This window comes from Psychromonas sp. SP041, assembly GCF_000470315.2.
In the GTDB taxonomy this organism is placed as follows: Bacteria; Pseudomonadota; Gammaproteobacteria; order Enterobacterales; family Psychromonadaceae; genus Psychromonas.
On record NZ_CBRF02000028.1, the window covers coordinates 15,989 to 36,216 of the forward strand.

The following is a 20,228-nucleotide window of genomic DNA, read 5'->3' on the forward strand; positions in this document are numbered from 1 at the left end:
CAGCTAAACGATAACCACTTAAAGAAGGAAATATGATGTCTTCTACATTTTATGCACAAATCAAAACACAAATAGAAACAGTAAAGAGCGAAGGATTATATAAATCAGAACGTATTATTACTTCTGCGCAAAAAGCCGCTGTTTCAATTTCTACAGGGCAGGAAGTATTAAACTTTTGTGCCAATAACTATTTAGGTTTAGCCAATCATGAAACGCTTATTCAAGCGGCAAAAGACGGCATGGATGAACATGGTTTTGGGATGGCATCAGTACGTTTCATTTGTGGTACGCAAGATTCACATAAAGTATTAGAGCAAAAGCTATCTACTTTTTTAGGCAAAGAAGACACCATTCTTTACACCTCATGTTTTGATGCCAATACCGGTTTATTTGAAACTATTTTAGGTAAAGAAGATGCGATTATTTCAGATGCGTTAAACCATGCTTCTATTATTGATGGTGTTCGTTTATGTAAAGCAATGCGTTTTCGTTATGCTAACAACGACATGACAGAGCTTGAACAACAATTGATTGCTGCCAAAGAAGCGGGTGCTCGTCATACCCTTATTGTTACTGATGGTGTGTTCTCAATGGATGGCGTAGTGGCAAACCTACCGGCTATTTGCGATTTAGCTGAACAATATGACGCATTGGTGATGGTTGACGATTCTCATGCCGTTGGGTTCATGGGTGACAATGGAGCAGGTACCCATGAATACCATGACGTGATTGACCGAATTGATATTATTACTGGTACGTTAGGTAAAGCGATGGGCGGTGCCTCGGGCGGTTATACCTCAGGCAAAAAAGAAGTTATCGATTGGTTACGTCAACGATCTCGGCCCTATCTTTTTTCTAACTCGGTAGCACCTGCGATTGTATCAGCGTCTATTCGGGTGCTTGATTTACTCGCTGAATCTGGACATTTACGCACCAAACTATGGGAAAACTCAACGCACTTCCGTACCCGCATGGAAGCTGCTGGGTTTACCATGGGAGGGGCTGACCATGCGATTATTCCTATTATGTTGGGTGATGCCAAAGTCGCTGCTGAGTTTGCTGAACGTGCATTAGTTTTAGGTATTTACGTGGTGGCTTTCTCTTTCCCTGTAGTGCCTAAAGGGAAAGCTCGTATTCGTACACAAATGTCTGCCGCGCATTCTCGTGAACAACTTGATACCGCGATTGATGCGTTTATTAAAGTTGGGCAAGAGATGGAGTTAATTGGTCATGAAAATTAAAGCGTTAGCTAAATTAAAGCCTGAACAAGGGCTGTGGATGACTGACGTTGAAAAGCCTGAAGTTGGGCATAATGATTTGCTTATTCGCATTAAAAAGACAGCAATTTGTGGCACTGACATCCATATTTATAATTGGGATGAATGGGCGCAACAAACTATTCCTGTTCCTTTAGTGGTTGGTCATGAATACGTTGGTGAAGTGGTTGGCATGGGGCAAGAGGTTCGCGGTTTTAAACTCGGCGACCGTGTTTCTGGAGAAGGACATATTACCTGTGGACATTGCCGTAATTGTCGTTGTGGTCGAACTCATCTTTGCCGTAATACAAGTGGCGTAGGTGTTAACAGAACGGGGGCATTTTCTGAATTTTTAGTATTGCCTGCGTTTAATGCTTTTAAGATTCCTGATCAAATTTCAGATGATCTTGCGTCTATTTTTGACCCTTTTGGTAACGCAGTTCATACGGCTTTATCATTTGATTTAGTGGGTGAAGATGTGTTGATTACTGGTGCTGGCCCGATAGGCATTATGGCCGCAGCAGTTGCAAAACATGTGGGTGCTCGTCATGTGGTGATCACTGATGTTAACCAATACCGTCTAGATCTTGCTAAAAAAATGGGCGTTACACGTGCCGTTAATGTGAAAGATGAAAAGCTAGAAGACGTGATATCTGAATTGGGTATGACAGAAGGTTTTGATGTGGGACTAGAAATGTCTGGTAACCCATCTGCGTTTAATAGCATGTTAAAAAATATGAACCATGGTGGTAAGGTCGCTTTGTTAGGCATTCCACCTTCAGATATGGCAATCGATTGGAATCAGGTTATCTTTAAAGGGTTAGTGATCAAAGGTATTTATGGTCGTGAGATGTTTGAAACGTGGTACAAAATGGCTAGCCTTATTCAATCTGGCTTAGATTTAACGCCTATCATTACACATCATTTTAGCGTGGATGATTTCCAAAAAGGTTTCGATATGATGCGTTCTGGTAAATCAGGAAAAGTGATTTTAGACTGGGAAAAATAGTGGATTTGTTGATTGTTAATACTGCTACTGGCTGAGTAATACTGGTCGATGTGGCTGCTTGAAACTGCTGCTGGTTAATACTGTTAGTTAATATTGCTGCTGGTCGCTGTTACTGGTTGTCACTACTCGTTAATCATGTTGCTGGTTGAAACTGCTGTTAGCTTATAGTTAGTCATAAGTACTAAAAGGTTTTCATTGGTCGAATACACTGAAAACTAGTTAAACATTGATACCATTCCGAAAAATCAATCGGAATGGTATCAGCTTAATGTCGATGTATAGTTATAGTCGTTATAGAAGTTATAGAAATTATAATCGCTATTGCCGCTATGTTTAAGCTCAGTTTATGAGAACGTTAAGCCAGGATCATCAGTATTACTAGTGGCGACTTTAAGTCGATCAGTCAGCTCTGTGTACTCTGAACTAAGAATCGTGTCGACATAATGCCATTGGCTTTCAACTTTCTCTTGAGTGAAGGTGAGGGTTAAAAAACCTCTATCTTTAGCATTTGAATATTTAAGCCCCTCAATTAAAGAAACAAAACCATCCTCTGTACTTTCGATTGCGTCATCACTAATATTTAAATAATACTCAAGTCCGGGTGACGAGATGGAAGCCGTTGCAAACTCAACACCGACAATTTTATCATCGCTATTAGATAACTCATTTGCCCATGCATTATGTGTATCACCCGCCACAACGACTAAATTTTTTGATGCGTCATTAAAGATGGCCAATACTTTATCTCGCTCTGTTGCATATCCATCCCATGCATCTAAATTATATGGTAGTTCAGGGAAGGATAATAAACTAAGAGCATCAGCAGTCAGTTTGTCTGCATTGGCTTCATAATAGGTCTGCTCATCGGTGGTTATCGTAGAATCTCCAGCTTCGATACGTGCTGCTAATAAAGCTAATGGTCCTAACTCTGCATAATCCGTTGTACTCATGGCATTTAATGCAATGGCACCAGGTAATTTCATTTCACCCATTAATACTTGTTGACCTAATAATTGCCAACGGCCGTTATTGACACTCACGCTATCTTCAAGCCATTGTAATTGCTCTGCCCCGAGCATGGTTCTTTCAGTTTCATAGAGATCTTGGTTAAACGTTTCCTCATCAAACAAAACACTACCATCAAAATAATTTGCATAGTTGAGCTGTTTTTCACGGGCTAAAACACGGGTATCTAGCATGTATAAATCAACAAGATCACCAAATGAAAATTGACGATAAATTTCTGCATAGTTACCTTCACTCCAAGGGCGGATAGGTAACCATTCAAAGTAAGCTTGCAAGGCGGCAAGTTTACGTTCTTCAAAACTACCTTCATCTTCGGTATGGTTTGCTGCGCCATCACTCCAAGTATCATCAGCGACTTCATGGTCATCCCAAACGGTGATAAAAGGCACTTTACTGTGTAATAGTTGTAAATCAGGATCGCTATGGTATTGAGCATAGCGAGTACGATAATCACTTAAACTAAAAATTTCAGTTTCGGGTAATACTTGACGATCTATTGCTTCAGCATTATCGCTGCCGTACTCGCCTCGACCGTATTCATAAATATAATCACCGAGATGCAAGATGGCATCTAAATCATCTTGTTGTGCGGCTAAGTTATACACATTAAAAAAGCCAGCAGGGTAGTTGGCACAAGATAACACGGCTAATTTAACGGAGTCAGGCGAGCCATCGGGTAAGGTTTTAGTGGTACCTATTGAAGAGGTTGTGCCATTACTGATGAAACGATAATAATAAGTAGTGCCGGCAGAAAGGCCAATAGCATCTACTTTAACGGTATAATCTCTTGCGTTGCTGGTGGTCGTATTACCTGTATTTACTAATTGAGTAAAAGCTTCGTCTGTCGCTATTTCCCAAGATACCGTAATTTCACCTTCGGTTGTTGGTGTTACGCGAGTCCATAAAATAATGGCATCCGTTAAAGGATCACCACTAGCGATACCATGATTGAAGCCAATATTATTGTTTGTTTGAGCGTCGTCATCATCGCTAGCACAGCCCATTAAACCATATGATACAACCGCGGCACCTGCCCCTTTCGCTGTTAATATTAGGAAGTCACGACGAGAAATAGATCCTTTCATTCACTTTATCCTTCTGCGTTAAAAATGTTTGCATTAAAATAGTATAGAGTGAGTTTGTGACAACTAAATGATAAAATAGTTAGCTATTTATCGTTTAAATATTATTTTATATCCCATGTAAAACGTAGACAGGTGAGTAACTTAGGTTATTTATTCTAACAATTACTGTTTACGTTTGGTTATAAGGGCAACGGTTTATTATAACGGTATGAATTATTCTGCAATTAAATTTTCAAATAATCTATCACAGCCTTTTTTTAATTCGAGCAATTCTTCCAAAGGCAATTTAGCCTTGCATAACATTTTTTCAGGGACGGTTTCAGCTTGGTTTTTTAAGTTAATACCTTGCTCTGTTAAAAAGATTTCACGTACGCGTTCATCATTTTCACCGCGTTGTCGTGTCAAGACGTGCTTACTTTCAAGACGTTTTAATAAAGGCGTTAAGGTACCGGAATCTAAATGTAGTATCTGCCCTAGATCTTTTATATTAATCCCATTATTACTCCAAAGTACAATCATCACTAAATATTGAGGGTAAGTTAAATCAAGCGCTTTTAACATCGGGCGATATGCTCGGACAATAGCATTCGCCGTGCTGTATAAAGAGAAACAAAGTTGTTTTTCAATTGCCAAGTTAGAACCAGGTTCTACTATTGAGCAAGAATGAGTTGAACAACTCTCAACTGAAGCATGATCGACCTCTTCACACTGGCTCATCTTTAAATCTACCTTATCGTTACTCATATTCAATCCGTTAAATAATTACATTGTGCACAATATACTTGCGTTATCGTTTCAATGCGAGATATAATTGACCCACAATTAAATTGTGTGCAATTTAATTTGAATGATAATAATTTAGATATGCGATATATGAGCAATATTTAGTTCATGTTTGATTCGTATTTGATCGCAACATAAAACTGAAACGTATAGGCACATGTTGTATAAACAAAGTCGATTCGCCGATGTAATGCATTCAAGTAAATCATTCTCATTAATACAAAATTTTTAATAAACGATGAATAGAATAAATCGTTTTAAAGGAGTAATAGATGAACAATTTTAGTTACCACAACACGACCGCAATCCATTTTGGTCAAGGTCAAATTGCAGCGATCACTAACAGTATTCCAAAAGACAAAAAAATATTAGTCACCTATGGTGGCGGTTCTATTAAGGGCAACGGCGTTTACGACCAAGTAGTTACAGCACTTGCTGACCATAACTGGGATGAGTTTTCAGGTATTGAGCCAAACCCACAATACGATACATTAATGAAAGCAGTTGAGCGTATTCGTGCAGAAGGTTTTGATTACTTATTAGCAGTAGGCGGTGGTTCTGTTGTTGATGGTACTAAATTCATTGCAGCTGCAGTGAACTTTGAAGGTGAAGAAGCGTGGGATATTCTTGCTAAGCAAGGCAAGATTGAAACTGCACTGCCATTAGGTTGTATTTTGACATTACCAGCAACGGGTTCAGAAACGAATTCAGGTGCTGTTGTTACTCGTGGTAAAGAAAAATTAGCATTTGGTAATCCACTTGTACGTCCTCAATTTGCAGTACTAGACCCTCAAACTACATTGAGCTTGTCTGAACGCCAAACATCTAATGGTGTTGTTGATGGATTTGTTCACGTAATGGAGCAATACCTAACGTACCCAGTTAACGCAAAAATCCAAGATCGTTTTGCAGAAGGCATTTTATTAACATTAGTTGAAGAAGGTCCAAAACTGATTGTTGACTTACAAAATATGGAAGCGCGTACCAACGTAATGTGGGCTGCGACTCAAGCACTAAGCGGTTTAATTGGTGTCGGTGTTCCTCAAGATTGGGCAACACACATGATTGGTCACGAACTAACAGGTAACTTTGGCGTAGACCATGGTCGTAGTTTAACCATCGTGTTACCAGCAGTCATGCAAGTATGTCGTGAAGAGAAAAAAGCAAAATTATTACAGTACGCTGAGCGTATTTGGAATATCACTGAAGGTTCAGATGATGCACGTATCGATGCAGCTATCGAGAAAACAAAAGCATTTTTCTCTGCAATGAAAACACCTGTGTCGTTAAGCGAAATCGACTTAACACAAACTGATGTAGATACAGCAATGGTAAGTTTAGAAGCACACGGTATGACTAAGCTTGGTGAAAACGGCACAATAGATTTAGCTCGTTCTCGTCAAATCTTAGAAACAGCACTTTAAGTTAAGCCACTATTTAAATAGCTAGTTTAATCATGTTGTTGAATAACATCAGAGTCATTAATGGCTTTGATGTTGGTCACTACTGAACTAAACTAAACTAAACTAAACTAAGCTAAATAAAATTAAACAAGTTTATCTAACGATATTTGAAACTTGAATCTGCCAAATAATATAAACGCATCTCTAAGCAATTAGGCATGCGTTTTTTTTTAGCCTCAATAGGCTTCTATTTTTTTGTTAGTCTTAGTCTTCTTCTGCGCTTTTCCGGTCATATTGATTTTTATTTACTGTGCTTTCGCCCTGTCGGCGACTCTACTTTCTTTGAACAGTAAAGAACCTATACCTATAAAAGATTCAAAGAAAACTGTCACCGATTCGCTTTCTTGCCCAAACAATAAAGGGCTTTCCTAACGCACCAGTTCATACAGCGCGTCCATGCGCTGAATGAACTTACAGCAAACGTCCTGTTTGCTGTCGCTGAAAGTCCTTCATTGTTTGGAAAAGCTCAACGGCGGGAGAGTGGTAGCTATTTTGAGTGTGGGTTCGTCTGCGCTCAACGAGTTACATTAATATTTCCAGCTTGGTTTTTCACCCTGTCGGCGACTCTACTTTCTTTGAACAGCAAAAAACCTATACCTATAAAAGATCCAAAGAAAACTGTCACCGATTCGCTTTCTTACCCAAACAATAAAGGGCTTTCCTAACGCACCAGTTCATACAGCGCGTCCATGCGCTGAATGAACTTACAGCAAACGTCCTGTTTGCTGTTGCTGAAAGTCCTTCATCTTTATTATGAGTTTTTGATGCCATATTTTAAAAAGGAAAAAAGTAAGATTTGACCCCATTCACTTTTTTATTTTTTAATTAATGATCGAAACACCATCGATTTCAATAACCGTATTAGCATCAGTTCGTTCAATTATTTTCACTAACGTCGATTGAATCGTCTCGTCTTCCCGAGCGTCATTTTCACTCAAAAACGTTTGGTCTTGTGGTTTAGCGTTCTCATCCGCAGTGAATGAAACAATGACTTTAGTTGCAGAATCCGACGTTTGACCAAAATACGCTAGTGAGATCTGAGGGTAGCCGTTAAATCCTTTTTTAACTTGCTTCGCGATACGTTTTTTTGCTTTATCTATATTCATCATTGAATCCTTATGACAGCCAAACCAGAGAAAATATAACGAGGTTTGTAGAGTAACTTATACCAGTCAATAGAGCATCTTGGTTTGTGGTGAATCTATAGTACGATTTTCCTTGGCTGCATACATCTATTTATTATTTGATAATCACACTAATTTATTAAAAAATTCCTTAATACAGAGCCATTCAGACTTGACCCTATTCACTCGCGTAATCATATGAGCAAAAGAAAAATAATGCTCTGAGTCGGTAAAATTAGCAAAAATAACGAATTATTCATTGCCTTTTCTATAGCCTTAATGGAATACTTTTAGCTCAACAATAGTTAGAGATAAAAGTATGTATTACAGTTAACTCTATATCTTGTATATCTGAATTAGTCTTATAACTTAAAACGAATATCAACACTTTGTTAAGTACTCAAAATAGTTGGTTAAAATGTATAAGAGAGAGCATAACCCATTATTTATAATTATTTATAGGTCCGCGATCCATTAGTACTTTTATATTTCTATCGCTATCCATTTCTAACTTAGGTCTATTTTCAGAGTTTGGGACGCTATACGACTCTAGGGCCTCAATAACAATCCCATTTGGAGTATTCGTGATGATACCGGGAACACATGTGTAGATATTGTTATCCTTACTTGCATTTTTAGCTGAAATACTAATTTCAGTTCCATTATGATTATCAATTAACATCGATACATTGTATTTATTAAATGAGCCTGAACCGTTAGATTGAGCTGAGTAAGCAACCGGAACCACTGCTTTAATAGTATCATCCAAACAGATCTTAATTTCTTCTTTGCATATTGTATTTTTAATCGAAGATTGGAAAAATCCTTTTTTCTCTGGCTTAGTTCCGACTTCATCGCCTAAGTGACGCACTGCGTTTTTATAACTTTGTAACACCGGAACACCTTTAGCGCCAAACATAGCTACATCAACTTGCTTTCCATTGGCAAGATAGACCAGTGCATACACATCATAGTCTGTATTACTGTCCCATGATATTGATACAGTTATTTCTGAAGTTTTCTCAATAAGAATAGGTTTTTTACCTTTAGACAGATCAACTTTACCACTAACTTTTTCCAAATTTATGCTTGGACTAACTTTCATTACTGGTTTAATTGCCTGTGTGACAACTGTTTTAGGTACTTGTTTGACTTCATTATCCACTTCAATGCCATAGTTCGAACATAACCCCACAAGGCCTGTCGAAAAACCTTGCCAAACGGCTCTTGCTTTAGTTTGTCCGTTTCGATTATATATTTCAGAAATAATGATCCCTTTTTCTGTATTGAAAGCAAGTGACGTTAGTTTCGTAACAGTACCATCACAATGAATTTCAGCCGTTAAATTTAGCCCATCAAAACCGATGTCATTATCTTCAGTTAAAGTGATCGCTATTTTAGCAATATCAGATACATAATTAAGATCAAAGTTGATCTGGTGAGTAGTAACACCATTACTTTCTATTGGTGTTATGAATTGTGCTATTTTATCAATATCACAAGGTTGGTTAAAAAATACCATACCATCGTCGTTTTTTACTTTTCCTGTGTCATCAAGTAAAAAAGCGGTTAGATTTATATCTCTTGTGGTTGATGAGGAGTGTTTAATTAAAATCGTGCCATTATTACGCGGCAATGTGCAATTACCACCTTTTATAAGTTCGGAACTCATTATTTTTTCCTTATTGATAGGTTAAATATTATACTCTCACTAAATGGAGGCTTGAAACTTCATCACAACTAAAAGTGTCTGAATTAGGTATATAAGACAAAATATCTTGAGAAATATTTATTCATAATTCGTGTAGATTCATTAAAAATTCGATAAAAATAGCGAGGTTGTAGAATTGCTTTCATAACTAAAAAATGAATTTTTGAAATCAATTTGAAGCCTTTTAAAGTATTAGAACATATATTTCCCTTCCATAAGATAGACTTTTTTGTCCTTGTAAGGTTTAATTTACACCAAGATTATATGAGACTGCGATAACATAAATGCTTAATAATACAGCCTAAAGACGATCAATTGTGTGTTTAACTTTTAGTTTGGGATGTGAAACACACAACCACACAGAGCGAATTGTGAAAATATTAAATAGGATTACAAGTGAAATAGTAATTAAATTTTTTAATGGAAGAGCAAAAGTGTTGTGCAGTCATTCATTGAAGTTAGTTCGAAAACCAAAAGGATCAATATAGCGATCAGTAATGCGTTTTTAGCAAGAAAAGGTTTGATGTCATTAAAGGATTTGTGGATTAACATTCACTATTTATCATAAGATGAACCGCCCTGTGTGGAGCCGCATACAGCGTGTTAGATACCTCCGGTTACCCGATTATATGCTATATATATCTAAACAACTTATATACGACAATTAAGCAGGAAGACGTGATCCCACCGAGAACAGTTGACACAATCAAAAACCATGAAAACCAAATCATCGATAGCTCAAACCAGTTAATAGTTTCTATACTATGAAACTCTTGTTGCGGATTGTGTTGCAATGCAGCATAAACAGCGGCATTGCCAGCTAAAAAACCTAGCAGCACAGCTACTACCCAACCTATTTTTAAAACTTTACTCAACCTCATATTATCGTTTACGTCCAATATTGTAATTTAAGTGTTTATGGCTATTTTCCAACTTTCACAAACTAGTGCGATTATAATATTCACTATCTAATGAGGAGCATATAACAGCTTTATTAACTCACAAAATGTCATTTTAACGGTGGAAATACGACAAGAGTTAATGATTAAAATATTATTATTACTTTACGTTGGTTTATCGATAAAACAAAGGGCTATAGTTCACTTGTGAATCTTTAATCATCTGAAAGCATGGGACGTTGCAATCTTTACGGTGCTAGAAAGTGTTGGACAGTCATTCATTGAAGTTGAGATCAGTAATGCGTTTTTAGCCAGACAAGGTTTGATATCATTAAAGGATTTGTGGATTAATATTCACTATTTATCATAAGATGAACCGCCCTGTGCGGAGCCGCATGCAGGGTGGTGTGGGGCAGGAGGTTAGATTTCTCCGGCTACCAGATTCAGTTTCTTTATCGCTACTACGTTCTTCTCTTGCTTTTTTAAGCTTCATGCTGACCAACATTGCCGCTGTTGCAACCATTACAGAAGCTAAAATAGTTAACGCTGGTAACGTCATACCAATCAACTCTTTGAACGGTGAAGAAGCTGAAGGTTTATCCAAAACGGTAGTTAGATCAACTATCATTGTTCCCATCGCAGAGGTAATGCCAAGGACAGAGCTCATTATTGCTGTTTGCTTACGTCGATATTCAGACTCAATTGACACACGCTCAACATCTAAAGTTGCACTTAACTCACCGACTTTTTCAGCCGCTACTAAGTGAGCTAACGTCTCACAATAATTTCTCTTTGTTTCTGAAGAAATAAAACTAGAATCCATAATTTCTTTGATCAACTCTTCGGCTATTTGCTTGGCTTGGTATACATCACCGTGCTCAACTTTATATCTACGTGCTGTTGCATTTATCAAGGATGACAGTACTTCATTATCAGGTATGTGTCCCTCGGGTATTCTAGGTCTAAGTGCGTAAATAACTTCTCTGTTTACAGTTGCAACTTTTTGGATGTATTCTTTGTTGTCTTTTTTGGAAAATAGATAGTGAGTAATTAGAGTTACAATAAAACCACTAAGAATCCCTCCTCCTATTCCGATAACCCAAGAATGATTGAATATATGCATTTACTCTCTCGCATTGAGCTGCTTGTTAAACCACTTTTATACAACTACAATGGACTCATTAAACGACCTAATAAGAGACCACTTAATGACCACTAGAATCTTAGCTGACGTTGCTGCCAGTATCACTGAGTTCAAAGCAAATCCAATGAAAGTTGCAACAAGCGCCTATGGCGAGCCTGTTGCAGTACTCAACAGAAATGAACCAGCATTTTATTGTGTACCTGCTGAAGCCTACGAAATGATGATGGACAAAATTGAAGATCTTGAGCTTTTAGCTTTAGCAATAGAACGACAAAATGAAAGTAGCATTTCGGTAAATATTGATGACTTATAATCTCGAATTCAAGAAAAGCGCATTAAAAGAATGGAATAAGCTAGGCGCTACACTCAAAAGTCAATTTAAGAAAAAACTAATTGAACGCCTAACTAATCCTCACATACCAGGGGCTAAGTTATCAGGCGCAGATAATATGTATAAAATTAAACTTCGCCAATCCGGTTATCGTTTAGTTTATCAAGTCACAGATAACATTATCACTGTAACTGTGCTTGCAGTCGGTAAACGTGAACGAAGCGATGCTTATAAAAAGGCGACGAAACGTCTCAACGACTGATTGTGGTTTAACGCCTCATTAAGAGGGAATTTATAGTTGGTTAAAATGTTGAACGCAGTGAAAAAAACAATTGTAAATTTTCCTGCTTTAAGAACAAAGTATTGAGCAAAGTATTGAAAAGCCACTCTTTGAAGTTGTTCATTGAAGTTGTCTTTTAAAATCAAAAACCGATTAACCACGAAAGAGAAAGAAGGTTAGGTCAAAAGCCTTACTATTTACTAACATTGTAACTTTTCTTCGTGTCCTTCGTGCAGCGTAGCGGCTTCGTGGTTGCTTTGGTCTTTTAAAATCAAAAGCTGATTAACCACGAAGGCACGAAGGGTGAAGAAGGTTAGGTCAAAACAGTATTATTAAAGAATATTGTGGGTTTTATTCGTGTGACGATATCATTGTTTTAATGAAGTCCACGTTTATCGGCAATGGCCAAAACTACGGACGAACTAGAGACCATTGATCAAACTTGGCGTAAGTGAACGTTTAGCTATTTCTTGTACCAGTAGGTTTATAAAAAGTACCAGTAAAGAACCTTGTTGTAGTTCGAAAACCAAAGGGATCAATATAGCGCTCAGTAATGAGTTTTTAGCCAGACAAGGTTTGATGTAATTAAAGGATTTGTGGATTAATATTCACTATTCATCATAAGATGAACCGCCCTGTGCGGAGCCACATGCAGTGTGGTGTAGGGGCTTGAGGTTAGATACCTCCGGCTACCCGGTTATGCCTTAACTTTCTGATTTACGCCAACCTTGTTTTTTTGCTTCTTCTTCTGAGCAAAAATATTTTTCACCTTTATTTTCATTTATTTTTGTTCTTTTATAATATTTCTGACCTTTTACATGGTAAATTTTCTCGCCAGTATTATATGAAATATTCCCTTTTATATTGCACACGCCATTCTCGCTGGAGTTAGCATTTAAAGACACTAAAGATATAGTGCTTGCAAAGATTACGATTAATGAATGTATTTTTATATTGTTTTTCTGCATGAATTAGAATTCCTTTTTATTATTATATTGATAATACGATATAGGCCTAACAGCTTTACTAACTCACAAAATGTCATTTTAACGGGAGAAATACGACAAGAGTTAATAATTAAAATATTATTATTACTTTACGTTGGTTTGTCGATAAAACAAAGAGCTATAGTTCACTTATGAATTTTTAATCATCTAAAAGCGTAGGACCTTGCAATATTTACGGTGGAAATGCAGCAGGTGAGAGATATATGAACTTATTGATTATTTGAAAGCATTAATACCAATCACACTAATTAACTGATCTATTTTACTTGTTAAAATAACTTATTTCTTCGTTGTAAATTTCGTAAAGGGAACAACCATTTAGCTCAATTTACGCCTTAAACTAAGTCATTTTTCCTGCGCAAAATTTAGATCACTTAGTTAATGTAATCGGTATAGCTCAAATAAAGTCAGGTGAATTTAACATTTCAAATTATAGACATAAAAAAACCTAGCAGTGCTAGGTTTTTACTATTCTACAATTTAATAAATCATCTTAAAAAGACAACTCAATCCTAGAACGGGATATCGTCATCAAAATCCATTGATGGCTCATTAAATGACGCTGGAGCTTGTTGCGGTTTTGCCTGTGGCGCTGGAGCAGGCGCTGGTGCCGGACGTTGCTGTGGAGCAGGTGCTGGCGCAGGTCGTTGCTGTGCAGGTGTCGGCTGTGGCTGATATGCTGGTGCCATTTGCGGAGCAGGCTGATGTGCTGGTGGTTGTTGCGGTGCATTACCCCAAGACTGTGCTGGTGCAGCAGCTGGTTGTGGCGCAGCGCTTTGGTATCCACCTGGCTGTTGCGGTGCTTGGTAAGGCGCTTGGCCTTGTCCTGCATTTTGATTACGCGCATCTAGCATTTGAATGTCGTTTGCAATGATCTCAGTTTTGTAACGATCTTGACCGTCTTGACCTTGCCATTTGTTGGTTTGCAATTTACCTTCAACGTAAACTTTTGCACCTTTTTTAAGGTACTGGCCAACCATTTCGCCAAACTTACCGAATACAACAATGTTGTGCCATTCAGATTTGTTTTCGTATTCGCCTGTTTGTTTGTTTTTCCAGCTTTCCGTTGTTGCGATTGAAAAGTTAGCTACTGCGCCACCATTTTGGGTGTAACGCATTTCAGGATCTTTACCTAGGTTACCTACTAGGACTACTTTGTTTACACTACGGTTAAACATGTTTTTACTCCGCTATTTCGAATTATTTATTTAAAATATTTAATAGTAATAGCAATGTTAACTATTATCTAAAATGTGTTGCGCTTGTTGTCGCTCAAAAAGCTGTGTATTCGCTTTGATATAAACTGCTTTTTCTTCCGTGATAATAACCACTTCTAACGCGCCATCTAATGCTGCTAATTGATTAATGAGTACATTGGCTTGCTGCTCGTTCTTTAGGTTCGATGTGAACGTAAAAGTTCGAATTTTACTTGGATTATGCATACCAAGGGAGAGTAAAAACCATACTATCATTAACCCTGCTAGGCATAAAAATAAGCCACTACTGCCTACTAGTTTATAGGATAACCCACCCACAATACCACCGATAAATGCACCAGAAAATTGATATGTGCTATATATCCCCATTGCAGTGCCTTTGGTGCCTGCTGGGGAAAGCATTGAGATAAAAGCAGGTAATGATGCTTCTAAAAAGTTAAAGGCGGTGAAAAACAGTAGCATAACAATAAACATGATAAGAATAGACTCATCAGTGAATGCCATAGCGACTAAGCTGAGCGACATTAAAACAATAGAAAAAAGGTAAAAATGTTTATTTTTTTGTTTTTTAGAAGAGACGATCAACATGGGGATGATCAGTAAAAATGAGATTAATAAAGCCGGTAAATATATTTTCCAATGTTCATTGGCAAGTAATTGCATGTGTTGTAGTTTTAATGGCAAATTAACAAAAATAGCCGTTAACGACAGATGCAATATAAAAATACCGACATTAAGGCGAAGTAGTTGAGGTTGTTTAGCCAGTTTTGCAATTAAAGAGGGGATGGCAATGGTGTCACCTTTAGGGGCTTTCGTGGTGACATGCGGTACTAAGAAATAAACAATGGCAATACCGACGAGTGCACCTGCCGCGGTGATTAAGAATAACCCTTTTAGCCCAATAAAAGGCGCTAACACGGGACCTGCTACCATTGCCATTGCGAACGCTAAGCCAATACTCACACCTATCATGCCCATTGCTTTCGAGCGTTGTTGTTCTCTTGTTACGTCGGCGGCTAAGGCTAAAATAGCACTGGCGATGGCGCCTGTTCCCTGTAAAGCGCGGCCTATCGTTACACCATAAACGGACTCTGAAAAAGCGGCGACTAAACTACCAAGTGCAAAAATGATTAAACCGCCGTAAATGATCGGGCGACGACCAAATCTGTCGGATAATATGCCAGCTGGTATTTGTAGGAGTGCTTGTGTTAATCCGTAAGCGCCTATCGCAAAACCCACCCATAGAGGCGAGTAACCAATCAGATCTTTTCCGTATATTGCGAATACAGGCATGATCATGAATAGGCCTAACATGCGTAATGCAAAAACTAATGAGAGGGAGAGAGCGGCGCGTTTTTCGAAAGGACTTAGTGCATCTGAAGACATGAACATTCCACTTTTACTGAAAACAGGGGGTATAGGTAATATATCTAGTTGGCTACAAATGAGTTCTTAAAGCCTTGGTTGCCATTACATTGTTTATTATATTGCTTATTACTACATTATTTATTACAGCGTTAGCTATTACTTAATTGGATATTACTATATTGATTATTACAACGTTGATGATGACGGTATGGAACTTGTCACTCAATTGAAGGTTATGTATTGAGTAACATTATCTACATCTATTAGGTTATAAAATCCTTCACTGCATGACTGACGTTATATTTTGAGGTGTCACACCCATTAAGTGAGGGCGGATAGTAACATGTCATGAATTATTTCTGTTTATCTTTTTCGCGCAATAAAACCGTAAAGTCTTTATACTGCGCCAGTTATTATTTTATTTTTTCTAGAACCTTTTTGGAGTTTTTTGTGCTGAGTTATCGTCATTCATACCATGCTGGGAATTTTGCAGATGTGTTAAAGCATACTGTATTAGCCTCTATCCTTGATTACTTATTGCAAAAAGATAAAGCTTTTTGTTATTTGGATACCCATTCTGGCTGTGGTGCTTTTCAATTAGATTCAGCTCAATCATTAAAAACAGGTGAGTTTAAAAACGGGATTGGTGCGTTATGGGGGCTTAAAAATTTACCGGTGCCTGTATCTCGTTATTTAGAGCAGGTTAAAGCATTTAATGGGGAAGGAGCGTTACTGTCTTACCCTGGTTCTCCGATGATTTGTAATCAAATGCGTCGTGATGATGATCGTATGTTCTTATTTGAATTACATCCTAATGAATTTACTAACATGCGTGGCAACTTCTCTGGTGATCGCCGCATTAAAATGGCGAATAGCGATGGTTTACAAGGCTTAATTGCTACTATGCCACCCAAAGAGCGTCGTGGTTTGGTGTTGATTGACCCGTCTTATGAAATTAAAACAGAATATGATGAAGTGGTTGACAAGTTAGTTGATGCTCATCGTCGTTTTGCGACAGGGACTTATGCTTTATGGTATCCCGTTGTTAAACGTACGTTGATTAATAAAATGGAAAGAGCGTTAAAATCGTCTGGCATTAAAAATATCCAGTTATTTGAATTGGGTATTGAAGCGGATAAAGAAGAACGTGGTATGACTTCAAGTGGCATGATTGTGATTAATCCACCATGGACGTTACAAAAAGAGATGCAACATAGTTTGCCATTTTTAGCGGAAGCGCTAGGTATTGACGGTGAAGGTTTTTACCGTATTGAAACGTTAGTGGCTGAATAAGCGTTATCTATTTATTTTAAGTCTGTAAGTCTGTAGGTAGATAAATAGATAAATAGATAAATAGATAAATAGGTAAATAGATAAGTAAATAAGCGTGTTTTAAGTATTGGCTAGTTATCATCAGTATCACTAGCCAATCAAGTTCTTGCTTCAACAATAAAGCCTCTATTATTAATACCTTCCTTAAACTGTCTTTTCTTTAAGCCGTCTTTTCATTCATCCGTTTCTTCATTAAGGCATTTTCTAAGTCGTTTCTGCATTTTATTTCGAGTTTTATATCTGTTGAAACGTTTAAAATTTACTAAAAAAATAATATTTATTGTCTGTAAAGTAAGATCTTTGAATCAATATAAACTCAACAAACTATTCGTATTGAATAGCCTCTGATTCCTTACGTTAGAGGTTTAACCGCAAATTGCCGATTCGCTTATTCATAAAGGTTATATTGAGTAATAAATAATTGCTATGAGGGCATTTATCGCTACTTTCACCAGCACCGTCAGCATGATATATTAGCCTCCATTTATTTTTCATCTATTTAGCGCTTAAAGACTCATTTTTTAAGAATACCTAAATTGACACTTTTACATGGAATAAGTCATGACTAAATCGACCGCTGATATTCGCCAAGGATTTATGGATTTCTTTGGTAAGAAAGGGCATCAGACTGTGAGCAGTAGTTCACTAGTCCCTGAGAATGACCCTACCTTGTTATTTACTAATGCAGGTATGAATCAATTTAAAGATACCTTTTTAGGCACTGAAAAAAGAGCTTATACACGCGCTACATCAAGCCAACGTTGTGTTCGTGCTGGTGGTAAACATAACGATCTAGATAACGTTGGTTACACGGCTCGTCACCATACTTTTTTTGAGATGTTGGGTAACTTTAGTTTCGGTGATTACTTCAAAGAAGAAGCGATTGGATTTGCGTGGGAATATTTAACTGACGTTCTGAAAATACCAAAAGAGAAACTGCTTGTTACTGTTTACGAAAGTGATGACGAAGCATTTTCATTATGGGCTGATAAAATCGGCGTACCAGAAGATAAAATCATTCGTATTGGTGATAAATCACCTGAGAAAAAATACGAGTCTGATAACTTTTGGTCAATGGGTGATACGGGTCCTTGTGGTCCTTGTTCTGAAATATTCTACGATCACGGTGAGCACATTTGGGGCGGTCCTCCAGGCACACCTGAAGAAGATGGCGACCGTTTCATTGAAATCTGGAACATCGTTTTCATGCAATTTAACCGTAGTGCTGATGGTTCAATGGAAAACCTACCTAACCCATCTATCGATACGGGGATGGGCTTAGAGCGTATTTCTGCGATTATTCAAAACGGTCATTCAAACTATGATATCGACCTATTCAAAGGCTTGATTCAGAAAGTAGCTGACATAACAGGCGCACAAGATTTACAAGATAAATCGTTACGTGTTGTTGCCGACCATATCCGCTCATGTGGTTTCTTGATCTGCGATGGTGTGATGCCGTCAAATGAAGGACGTGGTTATGTACTACGTCGTATTATTCGTCGTGCTGTACGTCACGGTCATAAATTGGGTGCAAAAGAAGTGTTCTTTTACCGTATTTATGAAGAGCTAATTAAACAAATGGGCGATGCTTACCCGGAACTAGGTCAGCAACGTGAATTCGTTGAAAAGATCTTACGTCTAGAAGAAGAGCAATTTGGTAAAACGCTAGAGCGTGGTTTACTGATTTTAGATAACGAGCTAGATGCGCTACAAGGTAGTGTTATTCCTGGTGACGTTGTATTTAAACTTTACGATACTTACGGTTTTCCAGCTGATTTAACTGCTGATATTGCGCGTGAACGTGAATTAACTATCGATGAAGATGGTTTTGATAGTGCAATGGCTGAGCAACGTAAGCGTGCTCAAGCAGCGAATAACTTCGGTAAAGACTATAACGACGTATTAAAAATCGAAGGCAAAACTGAGTTTATTGGTTATCAAGCGCTAGTAGGGTCTTCTACCGTGACGACGTTAATCAAAGAAGGCCAGCTTGTTGATAGTTTAGTCGAAGGTGATAACGCTCAAATCGTGCTAGCTAAAACACCATTCTATGCAGAGTCGGGCGGCCAAGTAGGCGATTCGGGCGTGCTTAAGTTCAGTAATGGTATTTTTGTTGTAACAGATACTAAAAAATCTGGCGATGCTTTCTTACATATTGGTTACGTTAGTATGGGCGCTATCAAGGCGAACGAGTCTGTTGAAGCTGAAGTTGATGCTGAACGTCGTAAATCAATTGCATTACATCATTCTGCAACTCATTTATTACACGAAGCATTACGCCAAGTGTTAGGTGAGCATGTGACTCAAAAAGGGTCGTTATGTGATGCTGAGAAACTACGTTTTGATTTCTCTCACTTTGAAGCTGTATCAGCTGAAGCACTTAATAAAGTGACTTATATGGTCAACCAAGCCATTCGTAACAACTATGAAGTTGTGACTAAATTGATGGACATTGAAGAAGCTAAAAACCAAGGTGCAATGGCATTATTTGGTGAGAAGTATGGCGATATGGTACGTGTTGTTCAAATGGGTGATTTCTCAACTGAACTATGTGGTGGTACTCATGTACAACGTACTGGTGATATGGGGTTATTCATTATCACTTCTGAAGCGGGCACTGCTGCAGGCGTTCGTCGTATTGAAGCGGCTGCGGGTGACGCTGCTGGTAATGTATTGCAAAACTTACGTGAGCAATTCAATAAAGCCTGTGATCTTGTTAAAGGTGATTCATTCACGTTAGGTGAGAAAATCCTGCAAACGCTAGAGCGTAATAAAGTGCTTGAGAAAGAGCTAGCACAACTTAAAGCGAAAGCGGCAAGTGAAGCAGGTTCAAACTTGACTGAACAAGCTATCGATATCAACGGTGTGAAAGTCGTTGTTGCTTACATGGAAGGCATTGACCCTAAAACGTTACGTAATAGCGTCGATGAAATGAAGAACAAGTTGCAATCAGGCATCGTGGTATTAGCAACGACGGTTGGTGATGACAAAGTGAGTTTGATTGCAGGTGTAACAAAAGATTTAACTAAAAAAGTCAAAGCAGGTGATTTAGTCAACGTTGTTGCTATCCCTGTTGGCGGAAAAGGTGGTGGTCGTCCAGATATGGCGATGGCTGGCGGAAACAATCCTGCCGCATTAAAAGATGCGCTTGCATTGGTAACTCCTTGGTTAATTGAACGTTTATAAAAAT

Annotated in this window: 15 protein-coding genes; 7 read left to right on the forward strand and 8 right to left on the reverse strand. The window is 38.0% G+C overall.

The window, feature by feature from the left end; translation table 11 throughout:
• Window positions 1-32: 32 nt before the first annotated feature.
• The gene (locus SP041_RS14790) at window positions 33-1,241 is read left to right on the forward strand and encodes a glycine C-acetyltransferase (protein ID WP_205961206.1); all 1,209 of its coding nucleotides are present in this window, start codon (window positions 33-35) and stop codon (window positions 1,239-1,241) included.
• Window positions 1,231-2,265: an L-threonine 3-dehydrogenase gene (gene tdh, locus SP041_RS14795; protein WP_025564668.1), complete on the forward strand. Its 1,035-nt coding sequence runs from the start codon at window positions 1,231-1,233 to the stop codon at window positions 2,263-2,265. The genes SP041_RS14790 and tdh overlap by 11 nt, the downstream gene beginning before the upstream one ends.
• A 344-nt stretch (window positions 2,266-2,609) precedes the next feature.
• Here the strand turns inward: tdh and SP041_RS14800 are convergent, their stop codons facing one another.
• The gene (locus SP041_RS14800) at window positions 2,610-4,376 is read right to left on the reverse strand and encodes an alkaline phosphatase D family protein (protein ID WP_025564667.1); all 1,767 of its coding nucleotides are present in this window, start codon (window positions 4,374-4,376) and stop codon (window positions 2,610-2,612) included.
• A gap of 213 nt (window positions 4,377-4,589) precedes the next feature.
• The gene (locus tag SP041_RS14805) at window positions 4,590-5,120 is read right to left on the reverse strand and encodes a MarR family transcriptional regulator (protein ID WP_276607153.1); all 531 of its coding nucleotides are present in this window, start codon (window positions 5,118-5,120) and stop codon (window positions 4,590-4,592) included.
• 311 nt (window positions 5,121-5,431) lie between these two features.
• On the opposite strand from SP041_RS14805, the gene SP041_RS14810 reads away from it, so the two are divergent.
• The gene (locus tag SP041_RS14810) at window positions 5,432-6,583 is read left to right on the forward strand and encodes an iron-containing alcohol dehydrogenase (RefSeq protein WP_025564665.1); all 1,152 of its coding nucleotides are present in this window, start codon (window positions 5,432-5,434) and stop codon (window positions 6,581-6,583) included.
• An 860-nt stretch (window positions 6,584-7,443) separates the two neighbouring features.
• Here SP041_RS14810 and SP041_RS14815 read toward each other — a convergent pair.
• From SP041_RS14815 to SP041_RS14830, 3 genes are all read right to left on the reverse strand, one after another.
• A complete protein-coding gene (locus SP041_RS14815; RefSeq protein ID WP_025565836.1) occupies window positions 7,444-7,728 on the reverse strand; it encodes a hypothetical protein in 285 nt (94 codons plus the stop codon).
• A 460-nt stretch (window positions 7,729-8,188) separates the two neighbouring features.
• A complete protein-coding gene (locus SP041_RS14820; RefSeq protein WP_025565835.1) occupies window positions 8,189-9,418 on the reverse strand; it encodes a TerD family protein in 1,230 nt (409 codons plus the stop codon).
• A gap of 1,302 nt (window positions 9,419-10,720) precedes the next feature.
• A complete protein-coding gene (locus tag SP041_RS14830; RefSeq protein ID WP_205961207.1) occupies window positions 10,721-11,269 on the reverse strand; it encodes a hypothetical protein in 549 nt (182 codons plus the stop codon).
• Window positions 11,270-11,564: 295 nt separating this feature from the next.
• Between SP041_RS14830 and SP041_RS14835 the strand changes: the two genes are divergently transcribed.
• Window positions 11,565-11,813, forward strand: a complete 249-nt coding sequence (locus SP041_RS14835) for a type II toxin-antitoxin system Phd/YefM family antitoxin (protein WP_025564644.1) — start codon at window positions 11,565-11,567, stop codon at window positions 11,811-11,813.
• Window positions 11,803-12,093: a type II toxin-antitoxin system RelE/ParE family toxin gene (locus SP041_RS14840; protein WP_025564645.1), complete on the forward strand. Its 291-nt coding sequence runs from the start codon at window positions 11,803-11,805 to the stop codon at window positions 12,091-12,093. The genes SP041_RS14835 and SP041_RS14840 overlap by 11 nt, the downstream gene beginning before the upstream one ends.
• Before the next feature lie 722 nt (window positions 12,094-12,815).
• Here SP041_RS14840 and SP041_RS14850 read toward each other — a convergent pair.
• The 3 genes from SP041_RS14850 to SP041_RS14860 form a co-directional block, all read right to left on the reverse strand.
• Complete coding sequence (locus tag SP041_RS14850; RefSeq protein ID WP_025564646.1) at window positions 12,816-13,079, reverse strand: hypothetical protein; 264 nt, start codon at window positions 13,077-13,079, stop codon at window positions 12,816-12,818.
• A gap of 551 nt (window positions 13,080-13,630) precedes the next feature.
• Window positions 13,631-14,296 (reverse strand): single-stranded DNA-binding protein, encoded by a 666-nt coding sequence (locus tag SP041_RS14855; protein WP_025566174.1) that lies wholly within the window; start codon window positions 14,294-14,296, stop codon window positions 13,631-13,633.
• Between the two features lie 57 nt (window positions 14,297-14,353).
• Window positions 14,354-15,721, reverse strand: a complete 1,368-nt coding sequence (locus SP041_RS14860) for an MFS transporter (protein ID WP_025566173.1) — start codon at window positions 15,719-15,721, stop codon at window positions 14,354-14,356.
• Window positions 15,722-16,153: 432 nt separating this feature from the next.
• Here SP041_RS14860 and rlmJ point away from each other — a divergent pair, with 432 nt between their 5' ends.
• Both rlmJ and alaS read left to right on the forward strand, forming a co-directional pair.
• Window positions 16,154-16,996 (forward strand): 23S rRNA (adenine(2030)-N(6))-methyltransferase RlmJ, encoded by an 843-nt coding sequence (gene rlmJ, locus SP041_RS14865; RefSeq protein WP_025566172.1) that lies wholly within the window; start codon window positions 16,154-16,156, stop codon window positions 16,994-16,996.
• 600 nt (window positions 16,997-17,596) lie between these two features.
• On the forward strand, window positions 17,597-20,224 hold the full coding sequence (alaS, locus tag SP041_RS14870) for an alanine--tRNA ligase (RefSeq protein WP_025566171.1): 2,628 nt from the start codon (window positions 17,597-17,599) through the stop codon (window positions 20,222-20,224).
• Window positions 20,225-20,228 lie beyond the last annotated feature (4 nt).

Bases quoted from the DNA above. Each gene is read 5' to 3' on its own strand.
- SP041_RS14790 (WP_205961206.1), top strand. From the start codon at position 33: ATGATGTCTTCTACATTTTATGCACAAATCAAAACACAAATAGAAACA.
- tdh (WP_025564668.1), top strand. From the start codon at position 1,231: ATGAAAATTAAAGCGTTAGCTAAATTAAAGCCTGAACAAGGGCTGTGG.
- SP041_RS14800 (WP_025564667.1), bottom strand. From the start codon at position 4,376: ATGAAAGGATCTATTTCTCGTCGTGACTTCCTAATATTAACAGCGAAA.
- SP041_RS14805 (WP_276607153.1), bottom strand. From the start codon at position 5,120: ATGAGTAACGATAAGGTAGATTTAAAGATGAGCCAGTGTGAAGAGGTC.
- SP041_RS14810 (WP_025564665.1), top strand. From the start codon at position 5,432: ATGAACAATTTTAGTTACCACAACACGACCGCAATCCATTTTGGTCAA.
- SP041_RS14815 (WP_025565836.1), bottom strand. From the start codon at position 7,728: ATGAATATAGATAAAGCAAAAAAACGTATCGCGAAGCAAGTTAAAAAA.
- SP041_RS14820 (WP_025565835.1), bottom strand. From the start codon at position 9,418: ATGAGTTCCGAACTTATAAAAGGTGGTAATTGCACATTGCCGCGTAAT.
- SP041_RS14835 (WP_025564644.1), top strand. From the start codon at position 11,565: ATGACCACTAGAATCTTAGCTGACGTTGCTGCCAGTATCACTGAGTTC.
- SP041_RS14840 (WP_025564645.1), top strand. From the start codon at position 11,803: ATGACTTATAATCTCGAATTCAAGAAAAGCGCATTAAAAGAATGGAAT.
- SP041_RS14850 (WP_025564646.1), bottom strand. From the start codon at position 13,079: ATGCAGAAAAACAATATAAAAATACATTCATTAATCGTAATCTTTGCA.
- SP041_RS14855 (WP_025566174.1), bottom strand. From the start codon at position 14,296: ATGTTTAACCGTAGTGTAAACAAAGTAGTCCTAGTAGGTAACCTAGGT.
- SP041_RS14860 (WP_025566173.1), bottom strand. From the start codon at position 15,721: ATGTCTTCAGATGCACTAAGTCCTTTCGAAAAACGCGCCGCTCTCTCC.
- alaS (WP_025566171.1), top strand. From the start codon at position 17,597: ATGACTAAATCGACCGCTGATATTCGCCAAGGATTTATGGATTTCTTT.